Origin of the sequence: Streptomyces sp. DT224, assembly GCF_049844595.1 — a bacterium.
Lineage (GTDB): Bacteria > Actinomycetota > Actinomycetes > Streptomycetales > Streptomycetaceae > Streptomyces.
In genome coordinates this window covers 575,373-588,846 of record NZ_JBNCLI010000004.1, presented here as the reverse complement: position 1 = coordinate 588,846, position 13,474 = coordinate 575,373, and the positions used below count along the sequence as shown (strand labels likewise).

The following is a 13,474-nucleotide window of genomic DNA, read 5'->3' as shown; positions in this document are numbered from 1 at the left end:
GCACCGAACCGGCACCACGCCAGAGCGGAGAACCCTCTCCATGCCCCGCCCTCATCTGTCCCGCCCCTCCTGGTGGGACTCCGACATCGCCCGCGACATCCTGCGCGACCGCGGCGTGAGCGCCACCGGCGTCCTCGGCGGACATCCCGTCCGGTTCTCCTGTGAGCCGCTGCTGCGCCGAGACGGTGACGGCGGGCTCCTTCAGTCCGTGCGGATCCAGGCCGGCCGCCCCGTCGGCCGGGCCGTGGTCACCACCCTGTCCGGCACCTCCGTCCGCAGCGAGCTGATACCCGGGCCGGCCGGTGAGACCCGGCTCCTGGTCCCCGAGGTGGACGCTCCGCTGCCGGTGCTCGTCGAGCTGCCGGACCTGGCTCCGGGTGAGCGGGTCGAGGTGCTGCTGTCCCCGCAGCGGCACTGGACGCTGCACCTGGTTCAGCACGCCCACCTCGACATCGGGTACACCGACCCCCAGGGCACTGTCCTCGCCGAGGGCCGCAAGTACCTCGACTCGCTGCTCGAACTGTGCCGTACGACGGACGACCGGCCCGACGCGTCGAAGTTCCGCTGGGCCGTGGAGGGGTTCTTCAGCTTCGAGAACTGGTCGGCGAACCGTCCGCCGGAGCAGGTCGCCCAGTTCCTGGACCGGGTGCGCCAGGGGCGCATCGAGCTCACCGCGATGCCCTTCAACCTGCACACGGAAACCTGCTCGACGGACGAACTGCACGAGTTGCTGCGCCCGGTACGCGAACTGCGCGCCCGGCACGGCATCGACGTCACCACGGCCATGCAGACGGATGTCCCCGGCCAGGTCGTGGGCCTGCCCGACGTGCTGGCCGACAGCGGCATCCGCTATCTCTCCGTCGCCCACAACTGGGCGGGCCGGGCAGTGCCGCACCACACCGGTGGCGGGGCGCTGCCCCGGCTGTTCCGGTGGCGCGCGCCGGGCGGACGCAGCGTCCTGGTGTGGCGCACCGACACCCCGCACGGGCTGGCGTACATGGAGGGCTCGATCCTCGGGTTCGACGAGTCCTACGCCCGGGTGGACGATCTGCTGCCGCACTACCTCTCCGCGCTGGCGACCCGTCAGTACCCGCACGAGGGCCGTGGCATTCCCGGCTTCCCGGTCCTGGACGAGGAGTTCAAGGGCGATCCGTACCCGTGGGACGTGCTGCATCTGCGGGTGCTGGGCAAGTTCGCGGACAACGGGCCGCCGCGCCGGATCATCGCGGACACCGTGCGCAGGTGGAACGAGGAGTGGGCCTTCCCCGTCCTGCGGACTTCACGCAACGAGGACTTCTTCGTGGACGCCGAGGCCCGCTACGGGGACCGGCTGGAGACGTTCGAGGGCGACTGGAGCGACTGGTGGGTGGACGGTGTGGGCGCCGGCGCGGTCCCGCTGGCGGCCACCCGTGACGGTCAGGCGGCGCTGGCCGACGCCCAGACGGTCGCCGGGCACGCGGAGATCCTCGGCGCGGCGGGTGCGGGCACCACGGCGTCGGCACCCGATGTCTACCGGGCCGCGTCGCTGTTCAACGAGCACACCTGGGGCGGTGGCGATCCCTGGACGCACGGCGACCACGGACACGCCTCCGGTGAACGTCAGTGGCACTGGAAGTACGCCCAGGCGCTGCGCGCCCACGACGACGCGAAGACGCTCCTGGACGGCGCGGGTGCTGCCCTCGGCGGCCGGCTCTCCCCGCGCGAAGGGACGCTCGCCGGTTTCTACGTCACCAATACGTGCAGCTGGCCGCGGTCGGAGACGGTCAGGCTGTTCCTTCCCGAGAGCACGGTCGCGCTGGAGGATCCGGTCCGGGTGCTCGACGCGCGTGACGGCTCCGTGCTGGAGCACACCGAGGAGGCACAGTCCAACGAGCTGCACCGGGCCGCGGGCCGCTTCCTGTTGTTCCGGCCGGCGGAGGTGCCGGCTCACGGCGCGGTGCGGGTGGACATCGTCGCGGGGCAGGAGCCGCCGACCGTCCCCGAAAGCCGTTCCGAGGAGTCGGCGGTCCTGGAGAACGAGTTCCTGCGGGTGAGCGTGGACCTGCGGTCGGCCTGGATCGGCTCGGTCGTCGACAAGCGCACCGGCCGGGAGCTGGTGCGGCAGGACGCGACGGTGGGGCTCAACGCCTATGTGTACGACGAGTACGCCACGGCGGGCGGCTTCAACCACCAGTCGAGCAAGACCACGGCGAACGATTCGATGCACCTCCTCGCCTCCCGGACGGCGGCGCCTCCGGCCGCGCTGGTGGACCGCTTCCGCGACGCCACGGGTGAGACGCTGGTCTACGAGTGCGCCCCGGCCGGTACCGAGCGGCTGCGGGTGCGCGTCCACCTGCCGCACGGGCAGGCCCGGATCGATCTGGAGAACCGGATCGTGAAGCCCGCGACGCTCACCAAGGAGAGCGCGTTCTTCGCGTTCCCCTTCGCGATGCACCGGCCGGCCGTCCGCATGGAGGCGACCGGCGGTATGACAGGTACCGGCCTGCCGGTCGTGCCGGGGTCCGCGCAGCACATGCGCGCGGTCCGGCGCTGGGTGAGCTTCGAGGAGGACGCGGTGGTCGCGGCCGTCGCCACGCAGGACGCGCCGCTCGTCCAGGTGGGCGGCATCGCCGTCCCGTACGCGCCCTATCCGCAGTCGCTCGCCCAGGACGAGCCCGGCACGCTCTTCTCCTGGGTCCACAACAACATCTGGGACACCAACTTCCCCTCCGAGCAGGCGTTCGACCACGTGTTCCGCTACAGCGTGGGCTTCGGGCAGGCCCCGCACACCAGCGGTCCCGTCCTGGGCATGCACACCGCTGCCGCGGGCAGCCGTCCGCTGCTCGCCGTCCGCGCGCTGGGCGAGGAGAGCGCGGCCCCCGAGGCGTCGTACGCGTTGCTGACGGTCGGCGACCGGCGCGTGCGCGTCGTGGGGCTCACCGTTCCGGCGCCCGGCCAGGTGCTCGTCAGGCTCCAGTCCTTCGCCGAGGAGCCGGTCGCCTGCCGGATCACCCCCGGCTTCCCCGTCACGGAGGCCCGCACGGCCGACTACCTCGGGGCCGCCGGTGACCTCCTGACGCCGGACGACGAGGGCGCCCTGACCGTCGACGTGCCCTTGCTGGGCACATGCGCGGTGCTGTTGCGGCTGTAGACCGCCCGTACGGCCCCGGAGCGCCGACAGCTCCGGGGCCGCGGCGGTACGCCGGCGGGCCGGCGGCCGGGGAGGGACGACGCACCACGAGGGAGCGTCACCGGGAGTTCACCTCTCCCACGCTCGCGCGCCATGGGGCACCCCCCGGCTCCTCACTCCAAGATCACACGATGCTCTCCGCGTGTTCCCGACATGATGGAGTCCCTGCATGCTCGCCCCTGGCAAGTCCCTGGTCGTCCTCGCCACCGCCGTCGCCGCGCTCGCCGTGGCGGCGACCGGCCCCGTAGAGGCCACCGGCCCCCTGCCCGCTGTCACCCCGCGCGCCGAGACCGCCGCCCTGCACGACGACGAGGCCGGCGGCGACGCGGACGCCGACGACCCGGCGATCTGGCGCAACCCGGCCGACCCCGACCGCAGCCTCGTCGTCGCGACGGCGAAGCAGGGCGGACTGCGCGTGTACGACCTGGATGCCCGCGAGGTGCAGTCCATCCCGGCGCCCGCCGGACCCGGAGCGGACGACGCGCCGGGCCGCTTCAACAACGTGGACCTCGTGCACAGTGCGCGTCTGGGCGACCTGGCCGTCACCACGGACCGGGGGAACGACCGGCTGCGCATCTACCGGATCGACCGGAACCGCGCAGGCGGCCCGCTGGCCGATGTGACCGACCGTACGGTGCCCGCCGTCTTCTCCGCGTCGCAGGACGAGATCAACGAACAGCGCACCGCCTACGGCCTCGCCACCTTCACCGACCCGGCGACCGGGCGTTCCTTCGCGCTGGTCAGCCGGCGCGAGCGCACGCGTCTCGCTCTTCTGGAGCTGACCTCCCGGGCGGACGGCTCCGTGGGTTACCGCAAGGTGCGTACGCTCGATCTCCCGCACAGCTTCCGCCTCCCGGACGGGACTTCGTGGTCACCGTGCGGCGAGCCGGGCGAACTCCCGCAGGTGGAGGGCATGGTGGTCGACCCGGCGAACGGCATGCTGTACGCGGGCCAGGAGGACGTGGGGATCTGGCGTCTCAAGGCCGACCTGACCGGGACCCCGAAGCTGATCGACAAGGTCCGCGAGTACGGCGTCCCCGGCACGTACGACGAGGCCACCGAGGAATGCGCAGCGGGCGCCGACCCCGGCTTCGGCGGCAAGAGGCTCACCGCGGACGTCGAGGGGCTGACCCTGGTGCGGGAGGACGACGGGGACGGCCTGCTGCTCGCCTCCAGTCAGGGCGACGACACCTTCGCCGCCTACGACCGCGAGGTCTCCGACGCCAACGAGTACGAGGGCGGCTTCCGCGTCGCAGCCGCCTCCGCGACGCTCGACGGCTCCGAGGAGTGCGACGGCGCCGCCGCGCTGAACGAGCCGCTGGGCCGCCGCTACCCGAACGGCCTCCTGGTCGTCCAGGACGGACACGACGCGCCCGGCGACGGTGACCGTCCGTCCACGAACTTCAAGTTCGTCGACCTGGGCAAGGTCACCGACGCCGTCGACGACTGACAGTGATGATGTTCGTGGTGACGCCGCCGGTGGGTCTGACCCTCCGACTGACTGACGTCTCGACTGTCCTGTTGGGGATTTGTCGGCCCGCCGGCCGTCACCACGCACGCGGCCGGACGGGCGTTTGTGACGGGGCCAGGTCGTCACACGCAGGCTGGTGGGCCGCCAGTCCCGGCCGTCGGCGGTGACGGCGGTCTGCCATCCCGTGTCGGCGGACGTGCCCCGGGGGCGCACCCATCGGCTGTTGTCCCTCATGTGCCGCTCCCGTGCACGATTCCGGCCGCGATGTCGACGGCGGCCGCGACGTCTCCGTCGGGCGGGTAGAGCAGGGTGCGTCCGACGACCAGTCCTCGCGTCGCCGGCAGCGACATCGCCTTCGCCCAGGACGCGTAGGTGTCGTGCGGATCGCCTTGCGGGTCCCCGCCGAGCAGCAGGGTGGGCAGCGTGGTCGCGTCCAGGACGCGCTCGAGTTCGTCGACGACCGGCACTTTGAGCCAGGTGTAGGCACTGGAGGCGCCGAGTCCGCTCGCGATGTGGATCGACTTCATGACGCTGTCGGGGTCGAGGAGGTTGCGCGCGCGGCCGTCCTCGCGGACGGTGAGGAACGGCTCGATCATGGCCATGAGGCTGTGCTCGGCCAAGCTGGTGACGGCGGCGGCGGTCGCTTCGAGGGTGGCCGCGGTGCCGGCGTCGTCGAGGCAGATGCGGGTGAGTGCCTTGCCGCCCTCGAGCCCGTGCCCGGCGATCGCCTCGGCGGTGTAGGCGGTGAACCGGTCGTCGAATTCGAAGGACGCGCCCTGGAGTCCGCCGCGGTTCATCGAGCCGATGGCGACCCGGTCCTCCAGGGCGCCCATCAGCAGCAGGTCGTCGAGGAGGTCCGGGGTGCCCAGCACGCCGTCCACCCCGGGGCGGGACAGGGCGGTCGCCAGGCGGTCGAGCAGCGTGCTGCGGCTCGCCATGGCCGCCTCGTCGCCACCCGCGCCCAGGGCACCGCGGGCGGGGTGGTCGGCCGCGACGATGAGCAGCCGGCCGTCCTCACCGGTCAGCGGCCGGCGGGAGCGCTTCTGCCAGGACCGTGCGATCCGGCCGGGCTCGCGGGCCCGGATCTCGGTCAGTTGTGCGGCATCCATCAGGCGATCCCTTCGGCACGGGCCGGCGACCGGGACGCGAGGACGGCCTGTACGTCGGCCGTGGTCGGCTTTGCGGTGGAACAGGCCAGCCGGGAGGCGACGATGGCGCCCGCGGCATGGGCGAACTCGATGACGCGGCGCAGGTCCCAGCCGCTGAGCAGGCCGGTGACGGTGGCCCGGAACACCGCCGCTTCGTGCATGTCCTCCAGGCGCAGTGTGCCGGGTTCGATCACGAGGTCGGGCGCCGCGCCGTACCGGTAGAAGGAGAGCGGGAAGTCGTCCGGCGGCAAGACTTCGCAGAAGGTGACCGGCGTGGGCGGTCCGTCCGGCGCGGTGAGGGGTGTGACGAAGGCGGTGTCCACTCCGAGGCGGGCGGCCTCCTGCTGGACGTAGCGGCCGAAGGGGTCACGGCCCACCCGGGTGATCACGGCGGCGTCGCGGCCGTGGCGGGCCGCGGCGACGGCGACGTTCATAGCGCTTCCGCCGAGGAACTTCTCGAAAGTGCTTATTTGTTCAAGACCGACGCCGTGGTCGAGCGGATAGATGTCGACGCCGGCCCGTCCGATGGCGAGGAACTCGTGGGCCATGGTCAGCCCACCACGGGGCCGGCGGCGGGCCCGTCACCGGCGGCGAGGGAGCGAAGGTGGGCGACCGAGGCGCGGACGTCGTCGAGGGGATCGGCTCCGCCGTCCTCGCCGGGTGCGGCGCGCAGGATGGTGTCCTGTTCGAGCACGTACCATCCGGCGTATCCGTCCGCCTCCAGCAGCCGGACGATCCCGGCGATGTCGATGTCCCCGGCGCCCAGGGGGACGTACATGCCCTCGGCGACCGCCCGGGTGTACGTCATGCGCCCGGCCCGTACGTCGTCGGCGAGGTCGAGGCGTACGTCCTTGAGGTGCACGTGGGCGATGCGGCCGGGCAGGCGGGCGGCGAGCGCCAGGGGATCGCCGCCGCCGATGAGCAGGTGGCCGGTGTCCAGGCACAGACCGATGCCCGATCCGTCGAGGACCCGCTGCGTCTCCTCGCCCGATTCGATCATCGTGCCCACGTGGGGGTGGAGGGTCGCGAGGACACCCGCGTCGGCCGCGGCGGCGGAGATCCGGTCGAGGTTGGCGAGCAGGACGGACCACCCGGCGGCGTCGAGCGCGGGCCGGTCGTCGTAGCCCTCGGCCCCGGTCGCCGCTGCCACGACGACGGTACGGGCGTCGGCCGCCAGGAGACCGGTCAGCGCGGTCTCGACCTCGGGGAGCGGGTCGTGGTCCGGGTCGTGGAGGACGGCCGGCACGAACTGGCCGACGGCGCGCAGACCGTGCGAGGCGAGTGTCGCCGCCTTGGCCGCGGGGGCGTCGGGAAGGAAGCCTTGCGGTCCGAACTCGGTGGCGGCGAGTCCGGCTTCGCGCATCTGGCGCAGGACCAGGTCCGTGTCGAGCTGGTGTCCCCAGCCCGGGACCTCGCAGACGCCCCAGGAGATGGGTGCTCCCGCGATGCGCTGCGTGAGGGGTGCGGTCACGGCCTGCCTCCTTCGGCGACGTGTACGGCGTGGGCCGGCCTGATCGGCATGCCGTGCCTCTTCTCTCTCCGTGGTGGGTGGCCGGACAACTGCCCGGCCTTCGTGATCGAGCTTGCTCCGCCATGTGGCGACCTGTCAACCTATTGTCCTTACATATCGACTGAAGGATTCCCGCGAGCCCGTCACGGAGACAGCTGTGGGCGGAGCGGTCCGGCGACCGCGTTCAGCGGCGTGGGCGGAGTCCTTCAGTCGACCTCATCCTGCAACAGAGTCACCTCGGTTATCCCCTCACGGTCGGAGAGGCGAGGCAGCGACGTGTCGCGCACCCCGTTCCCGGACCAATCGAGCAGGACGCCCGCCTGGGCGGGAACCACGTCCGCCGGCGGGCATCCGGCCGTCCGCAGACCGGCCACGTGGAATCCCGCGCCCGTGCACTCCCGGACGATGTCGCGCAGCAGTCCGCGTCCATCCAGGTAACTGACGCGCGGCGATGCCCGGCACCATGTACGGCAGGAAGCTGATCTGCCGCAGGAGCGAGCCTGCCCTGCTGCCGGCGCGGACCACGACGTAGCCGACGAGCAGTCCCGCCGGGAGCTGCTGCGCCGCCTCGACGGCATCGGGCGGCGCCTCAAAGACGCCGCCTCCGGCCTGTGCGACGCCCTGCTCAAGCGAGGGCACTGATCCCGCGACGCCGGGCCACCGGGCGCGTACGGGCAGCTGCGAGGGTGCCCACGTGCCGCGGGTCAGTGTGCGGCGACGGTCATCTCGAACGCGTAGCGGGAGGCGCGGTAGACGTGCGATCCGTACTCGACCGGTCTGCCCGAGCCGTCGAAGGCGGTGCGGGTCATGGTGAGCAGCGTCGCGCCGCGGGCCTCGTCGAGCAGCCTGGCCTCGGCGGCGGTCGCCCTACGGGCGCCGATGGTCTGGTCGGCGGTGCTCAGGGCGACGCCGGACCGGCGCAGCAGTTGGTACAGGCCCCCCTCGGCCAGCGAGTCGGCGCTCAGCTCGATCACACCCTCCGGGAGGAAGTTGTGCAGCAGTGCGATCGGCTGACCCTCGGCGAGGCGCAGACGGTCGACGGACAGCACCGGGCTGCCCTCGTCCAGGCCGAGTGCGGCGGCGGTGGCCGCACCGGCCGGGACGGTCTCGACGGAGAGCACCTGAGTCGACGGGCGCCGGCCGTCCCGCTCCAGGTCCTCGAAGAGGCTGGTGAACTCCACCTGCCGGCGTATGCGGTTGGTGACGACCTGCGTGCCCACACCACGCTTGCGGGCCAGCAACCCCTTGTTGACGAGGTGCTGCATCGCCTGGCGCATGGTCGGGCGGGACAGCCCGAACTCGCCGGCCATCCGGATCTCGTTGCTCAGCCTGGTGCCGGGCGGCAGTTCGCCCGCCTCGATGAGGCTCTGCAGCTGCTGGGCGAACTGGAAGTACAAGGGGACCGGGCTGCTCCGGTCGATCGTGATCTTCTCCGTGAGCGGTTCCACGACACCCTCCCGCGCTCTGCTGCCGACACCTGCCAGTATGCCTCACTCCCCCTTAGATTCGTATGTCTTTATGTCTGAACAAACTCTTGCTCTTCTCCCGGCCGGGGGGATAGAAATCAGCTGGGCCGTCCCCGGCTCGTCCCTGCCCGCACGAAAGGTCGCACATGCGTATTGGACTCATCGGCACGGGCCGCATCGGCGCGTTCCATGCCACCACGCTCGCCGCTCTGCCGGCCGTCACCGCACTCGTGCTCCACGATCCCGACGCGCGCTCCGCCCGGGCCGTGGCGGACCGGGTCGGCGGTGAGTGCACCGACAGCATCGACGCGCTGCTCGGAGCCCGGCTGGACGGCATAGTCATCGCGGCGCCCACCGGTTCCCACGCGGAGTTGATCCTGGCCGCCCACCGGGCGGGGCTGCCCACCTTCTGCGAGAAGCCGGTCGCCTCGACACTGGGGGAGACCGACCGGGTGCTGTTCGCACTGCAGGACTCGGACATCCCCCTGCAGATCGGCTTCCAACGCCGTTTCGACGCGGGCTATCAGGCCGCGCGTGAAGCCGTCACGGCCGGACGGCTCGGCTGGACGCACACCCTGCGGGCGTGCACGGCGGACCCGGCTCCGCCGCACCCGGGGTACATCCCCGGTTCGGGCGGGATCTTCCGCGACTGCTCGGTGCACGACTACGACATCGTCCGCTGGGTGACCGGCAGGGAGATCACCGAGGTCTACGCCACCGGCGCCAACCGCGGCGAGGAGTTCTTCGCCGCGGCCCAGGACGTCGACACCGCCGTCTCCGTACTCACCCTGGACGACGGCACCCTTGCCACGTGCAGCGCCACCCGCTACAACGGCGCCGGCTACGACGTACGCCTGGAAGTGTGCGGCTCCAAGGGGACTGTGGTGGCCGGCCTCACCGAACAGGCCCCGCTGGCCTCGGCCGAGGGAACGGCCTATCCGGCCGGCTCCCCCTACCCCGGCTTCATGGAGCGTTTCCACGACGCCTACCGCGCCGAACTCACCGCGTTCACCGAAGTCGTGGCAGGATCCCGCCCCAGCCCATGCACCGGCGAGGACGCCCGCGCGGCTCTGGCCGTCGCCGAGGCAGCCACCCGCTCACGCGCCGAGGGGCGCCCCGTTCCCGTCCCCGCTCTTCCGCGTGCACGCGTGTACGGCAACGGGCGGCCCTGAGCCGCACGGACGGGGCCCGGGCCGGGAGCAGGCACGAACCGGTACCTGGCGGAAACGGCGCGGTGAGGAGATCCGCGCGGGGATTGCCTCCCGGGGCGCTTGTCCACGGTGGCCTCCCGTACGAGGGCGAAGGGGGGATCCGCGATCCCTGGACAACCGCGGCCTTCATCCGGATCCCGGGACGCGCGACCGTTGAGGGCAGGCGGCGGACCGGCCGGTTCGCCGGCACCTCGATCGGAAGGAAGCCACCATGTCCCGCATCGCCCTGATCACCGGCGCCAACCGCGGCCTCGGCCGCAGCACAGCCCTGCACCTCGCCGAGGCCGGTACCGATCTGATCCTCACCTACCGCTCGCACGCCGACGAGGCCGAGGCCGTCGTCGAGGCGGCCGGGAAGCTGGGCCGCACGGCGGTCGCCCTGCGGCTGGACACCGGGGACACGGCCCGGATCCCCGCCTTCACCGCACAGGTACGCCAGGCCCTGGCCCGGGAGTGGGGCCGCGACGACCTCGACATCCTCGTCAACAACGCCGGACACGGAGTGCACGCGCCATTCGAGGAGACCACCGAGGAGCAGTTCGACGGGCTGATGGACGTCCACGTCAAGGGGGTCTTCTTCCTCACCCAGGCCCTGCTGCCCCTGATCAAGGACGGTGGCCGCATCCTCAACGTCTCGACCGGCCTGACCCGCTTCATCGCCGCGCCGACCGCCGCGTACGCCGCGGCCAAGGGCGCCGTGGAGATCCTCACCCGCTACCTCGCCAAGGAGCTGGGGCCGCGCGGCATCGCGGTCAACGCCCTCGCACCGGGTGCCACCGGCACCGACTTCGGCGGCGGCGGGGTCCGCGACGACGAGGGTATGCGCTCCGTGCTGAGCGGTGTCACCGCGATGGGCCGCCCCGGCGAACCCGACGACATCGGCGCTGCCGCCGCCGCGCTGCTCGCCGAGGGCACCTCCTGGATCACCGGGCAGCGCATCGAAGCATCGGGCGGCATGCTGCTCTGAAGGCCCGGCCCGCCCGGACCGGCCCGCACATCGCCCACCACCGCGCCCCGGACGTCAGGCCCCGGGACCACCACGAGGGAGACTGGAACCGTGGACCGAGCACAACTCGCGGACTTCCTGCGCACCCGGCGCGAAGCACTGCAACCCGAGGACGTGGGGCTGCCCCGCGGGCCGCGCCGCCGCACCCGCGGCCTGCGCAGGGAGGAGGCGGCGGCGCTGAGCGGCATGTCGACCGACTACTACAGCCGACTCGAGCAGCAGCGCGGTCCGCAGCCCTCGGAGCCGATGCTCGCGGCCATCGCCCGAGGTCTGCGGCTCTCGCTCGCCGAGCGCGACCACCTGTTCCGCATCGCCGGCCACAACACGCCCTCCCGCCCCGGCAGCCTGCGCTCCGACCACATCACGCCCGGCCTGATGCGCATCCTCGGGCGGCTGGACGACACCCCGGCGCAGGTCATCAACGACGTGGCGGAGACCCTTGCCCAGACACCGACGGCCACCGCGCTCCTCGGCGACCAGACCCAGTTCACCGGGCCTGAACGCAGCCTCACCTACCGCTGGTTCACCGACCCCGCCGCCCGGCTGCTGTACCCGGAGGAGGACCACGCACTGCACAGCCGCTTCTTCACCTCCGGCCTGCGCGCCGCCTACTCACGGCAAGGCGCGGGAGGCCGCGCCGAGCATCTGCGCGACCTCCTGCTGGAACGCAGTCGGGAGTTCGCCGCCCTGTGGAGCGCCCACGAGATCGACGTACCGCGTGTGGACCCCAAGCTCGTACGCCACCCCGAGCTGGGCGTCCTCACCCTCCAGTGCCAGGTCCTGCTGGACCCCGAGCAGAACCAGGCGCTGCTCGTGTACACCGCCACCCCCGGCTCGGCGGACGACGAGAAGCTGCGACTGCTGCCGGTGCTGGGAGCACGGGCGGCGGGCACCTGACAGCCCTGGGAGCTTGCACGGGGGCGCCGGAGCCAGGCGCCCCGCCGGCGAACGGATCACGGCCGGTGTCGCTCATGAGTCGGGCCGCGTGATCACCGCGCTGGCCGCTGCGACACGTCCGCACGCAGATCGGCCCGCACCAGATCGTGGTCCGACCACGGGGTGGGATGCACCCGCTGCTCCAGCGGGTCGAAGCCACGAAGGAAGATGTAGTCGAACTTGCTGCGCCAGTCGGTGGTCGGCTCGCACGTACCCGCACCGGAGGGACCGCACTCGGGGTCCGCGTCCCTGGCCGTGCGCCACATCACGTCGAGTTCGGAGGCGTCCGGCACCGCGTTGAAGTCACCCAGAACGATCGTGCGGTCGTACCGGACAACCGCCTTGGCCAGTACCTCGGCTTGCTCCGCACGGACGGCTTCCTGCCTTCGCTGGGCCAAGTGGGTGTTGAACACCCGGACGCGCAGGCCGTCCACGAGCGTCGTGACGGCCATGTACCCACGGTACTCGGAACCGCCGTGGGGGTACTCCACGTTCACCTGGTCAGTCATCGGAGCGGCCGACAGGATGGCCTGGCCGAAGCCTCCCGGGCTCCATGGAAGTCCCCCGCACCGGCTCCAACTCGGCAGAACCGATCCGTACTCGACGTGGTAGACCAGTCCGTAGCGGTACCGCAGATAGTCCCGGATCCTGCGGACATCGCCGACGCACGCTTCTTGCAGGCCGACGACCTGAGGCGCGTACGTGGCGATCTCCGCCGCTCTGCCACCGTTCCGCCCGCCGCCCTTGCAGGGGTTGCAGATGTTCCAGGTCATGACACGGTTCGCCACGACCTCTTCGGGGGCATCGGCCGGAAGCGGCCCGGCCGTGTAGGCGCTGTTCGACACGCTGGGGCCGGCGAGCAGCAGGCAGGCCATGACCAGCGCGCCCGCAAGCCACCGCGCGCCTGTTCCGGTCACCTTCGACTCCTGGAAGTAGATTCACCACATCCACATGCGGGTCTCCCCGTACGAGCTTATGTGGCGCGGTGCGTGCGGCACGAGGCGCCTGGTGGCATCACACCGAAGGAAGCCTGGACCCACCACATCAAGGGCCGTCACCGGCTGACCCGTTGGCCCGCACCCGTCGCCCAGGGGCCGAGCTCGGCGCCGCGGGCGTGCGGTCACCGGCGCCCAGCGGGACGCCTTGGCCCGCTGCGGGCCACCGGGCCGATGAGCGGATTGGTCGTCCGCATGCCGTGCACGAGGTCCTCCGCGGCCGCCGCGCCGGTGCCCGCCTCCGGTTGCTGCGAGAACTCACAGGCCGGGCAGGCGCTCCGCTCCTACGAGAAACAGGGCCTGCTGACGCCCGATCGGTCCGCCCACGGCTACCAGGAGTACGCCGAAGCGGACGTGGGCGCGGTGACGAGGATCCGCGCGCTGCTGGCCGCCGGACTGCCCACCGCCACCATCCGCCAGGGTCAGCCCGTGCCTGCGCGAAGACGCCCTCCCGAGCCCCGCCTGCAGGGGAGTAGTCGAACGCCTACGCGGAGAGCGGGAACGGATCGATCGGTCCGCCGAGCGGCTGCTGGAGGCCCGTAACGCGCTCGATGACGTCATT

General features: G+C 72.0%; 11 protein-coding genes. 6 read left to right on the top strand and 5 right to left on the bottom strand.

Going from position 1 to position 13,474, the window contains the following annotated elements; all coding sequences use genetic code 11:
* Positions 1-40: 40 nt before the first annotated feature.
* Entirely contained in the window at positions 41-3,130 is a 3,090-nt protein-coding gene (locus ACLQ2N_RS12955) for an alpha-mannosidase (protein ID WP_425812266.1), read from the top strand.
* A 208-nt stretch (positions 3,131-3,338) separates the two neighbouring features.
* Entirely contained in the window at positions 3,339-4,619 is a 1,281-nt protein-coding gene (locus ACLQ2N_RS12950; RefSeq protein ID WP_425812264.1) for a phytase, read from the top strand.
* Positions 4,620-4,870: 251 nt separating this feature from the next.
* Here ACLQ2N_RS12950 and ACLQ2N_RS12945 read toward each other — a convergent pair whose 3' ends face one another.
* The 4 genes from ACLQ2N_RS12945 to ACLQ2N_RS12930 form a co-directional block, all read right to left on the bottom strand.
* A complete protein-coding gene (locus tag ACLQ2N_RS12945) occupies positions 4,871-5,749 on the bottom strand; it encodes a Cgl0159 family (beta/alpha)8-fold protein (RefSeq protein ID WP_425812262.1) in 879 nt (292 codons plus the stop codon).
* Positions 5,749-6,336 (bottom strand): PfkB family carbohydrate kinase, encoded by a 588-nt coding sequence (locus tag ACLQ2N_RS12940; protein ID WP_425812260.1) that lies wholly within the window; start codon positions 6,334-6,336, stop codon positions 5,749-5,751. Before ACLQ2N_RS12940 ends, ACLQ2N_RS12945 begins: the two co-directional genes overlap by 1 nt.
* Positions 6,337-6,338: 2 nt before the next feature.
* On the bottom strand, positions 6,339-7,259 hold the full coding sequence (locus ACLQ2N_RS12935) for a TIM barrel protein (RefSeq protein WP_425812258.1): 921 nt from the start codon (positions 7,257-7,259) through the stop codon (positions 6,339-6,341).
* A gap of 743 nt (positions 7,260-8,002) precedes the next feature.
* Positions 8,003-8,746 carry a GntR family transcriptional regulator gene (locus tag ACLQ2N_RS12930; protein WP_425812256.1) on the bottom strand — a complete coding sequence of 248 codons (744 nt, stop codon included), beginning with the start codon at positions 8,744-8,746 and terminating at the stop codon, positions 8,003-8,005.
* Between the two features lie 164 nt (positions 8,747-8,910).
* Here ACLQ2N_RS12930 and ACLQ2N_RS12925 point away from each other — a divergent pair, with 164 nt between their 5' ends.
* The 3 genes from ACLQ2N_RS12925 to ACLQ2N_RS12915 all read left to right on the top strand — a co-directional run bounded on the left by ACLQ2N_RS12925 (position 8,911) and on the right by ACLQ2N_RS12915 (position 11,878).
* On the top strand, positions 8,911-9,936 hold the full coding sequence (locus ACLQ2N_RS12925) for a Gfo/Idh/MocA family protein (protein WP_425812254.1): 1,026 nt from the start codon (positions 8,911-8,913) through the stop codon (positions 9,934-9,936).
* A 250-nt stretch (positions 9,937-10,186) separates the two neighbouring features.
* A complete protein-coding gene (locus ACLQ2N_RS12920) occupies positions 10,187-10,942 on the top strand; it encodes an SDR family NAD(P)-dependent oxidoreductase (protein WP_425812252.1) in 756 nt (251 codons plus the stop codon).
* Between the two features lie 90 nt (positions 10,943-11,032).
* A complete protein-coding gene (locus ACLQ2N_RS12915; protein WP_425812250.1) occupies positions 11,033-11,878 on the top strand; it encodes a helix-turn-helix transcriptional regulator in 846 nt (281 codons plus the stop codon).
* A 92-nt stretch (positions 11,879-11,970) separates the two neighbouring features.
* Here the strand turns inward: ACLQ2N_RS12915 and ACLQ2N_RS12910 are convergent, their stop codons facing one another.
* A complete protein-coding gene (locus ACLQ2N_RS12910) occupies positions 11,971-12,792 on the bottom strand; it encodes an endonuclease/exonuclease/phosphatase family protein (protein WP_425812372.1) in 822 nt (273 codons plus the stop codon).
* Positions 12,793-13,086: 294 nt separating this feature from the next.
* On the opposite strand from ACLQ2N_RS12910, the gene ACLQ2N_RS12905 reads away from it, so the two are divergent.
* Positions 13,087-13,455 carry a MerR family transcriptional regulator gene (locus ACLQ2N_RS12905; protein ID WP_425812248.1) on the top strand — a complete coding sequence of 123 codons (369 nt, stop codon included), beginning with the start codon at positions 13,087-13,089 and terminating at the stop codon, positions 13,453-13,455.
* Positions 13,456-13,474: the final 19 nt, after the last annotated feature.

Coding starts and splice junctions, on each gene's coding strand:
- ACLQ2N_RS12955 (WP_425812266.1), top strand. CDS start 41: ATGCCCCGCCCTCATCTGTCCCGCCCCTCCTGGTGGGACTCCGACATC.
- ACLQ2N_RS12950 (WP_425812264.1), top strand. CDS start 3,339: ATGCTCGCCCCTGGCAAGTCCCTGGTCGTCCTCGCCACCGCCGTCGCC.
- ACLQ2N_RS12945 (WP_425812262.1), bottom strand. CDS start 5,749: ATGGATGCCGCACAACTGACCGAGATCCGGGCCCGCGAGCCCGGCCGG.
- ACLQ2N_RS12940 (WP_425812260.1), bottom strand. CDS start 6,336: ATGGCCCACGAGTTCCTCGCCATCGGACGGGCCGGCGTCGACATCTAT.
- ACLQ2N_RS12925 (WP_425812254.1), top strand. CDS start 8,911: ATGCGTATTGGACTCATCGGCACGGGCCGCATCGGCGCGTTCCATGCC.
- ACLQ2N_RS12920 (WP_425812252.1), top strand. CDS start 10,187: ATGTCCCGCATCGCCCTGATCACCGGCGCCAACCGCGGCCTCGGCCGC.
- ACLQ2N_RS12910 (WP_425812372.1), bottom strand. CDS start 12,792: ATGGCCTGCCTGCTGCTCGCCGGCCCCAGCGTGTCGAACAGCGCCTAC.
- ACLQ2N_RS12905 (WP_425812248.1), top strand. CDS start 13,087: ATGAGCGGATTGGTCGTCCGCATGCCGTGCACGAGGTCCTCCGCGGCC.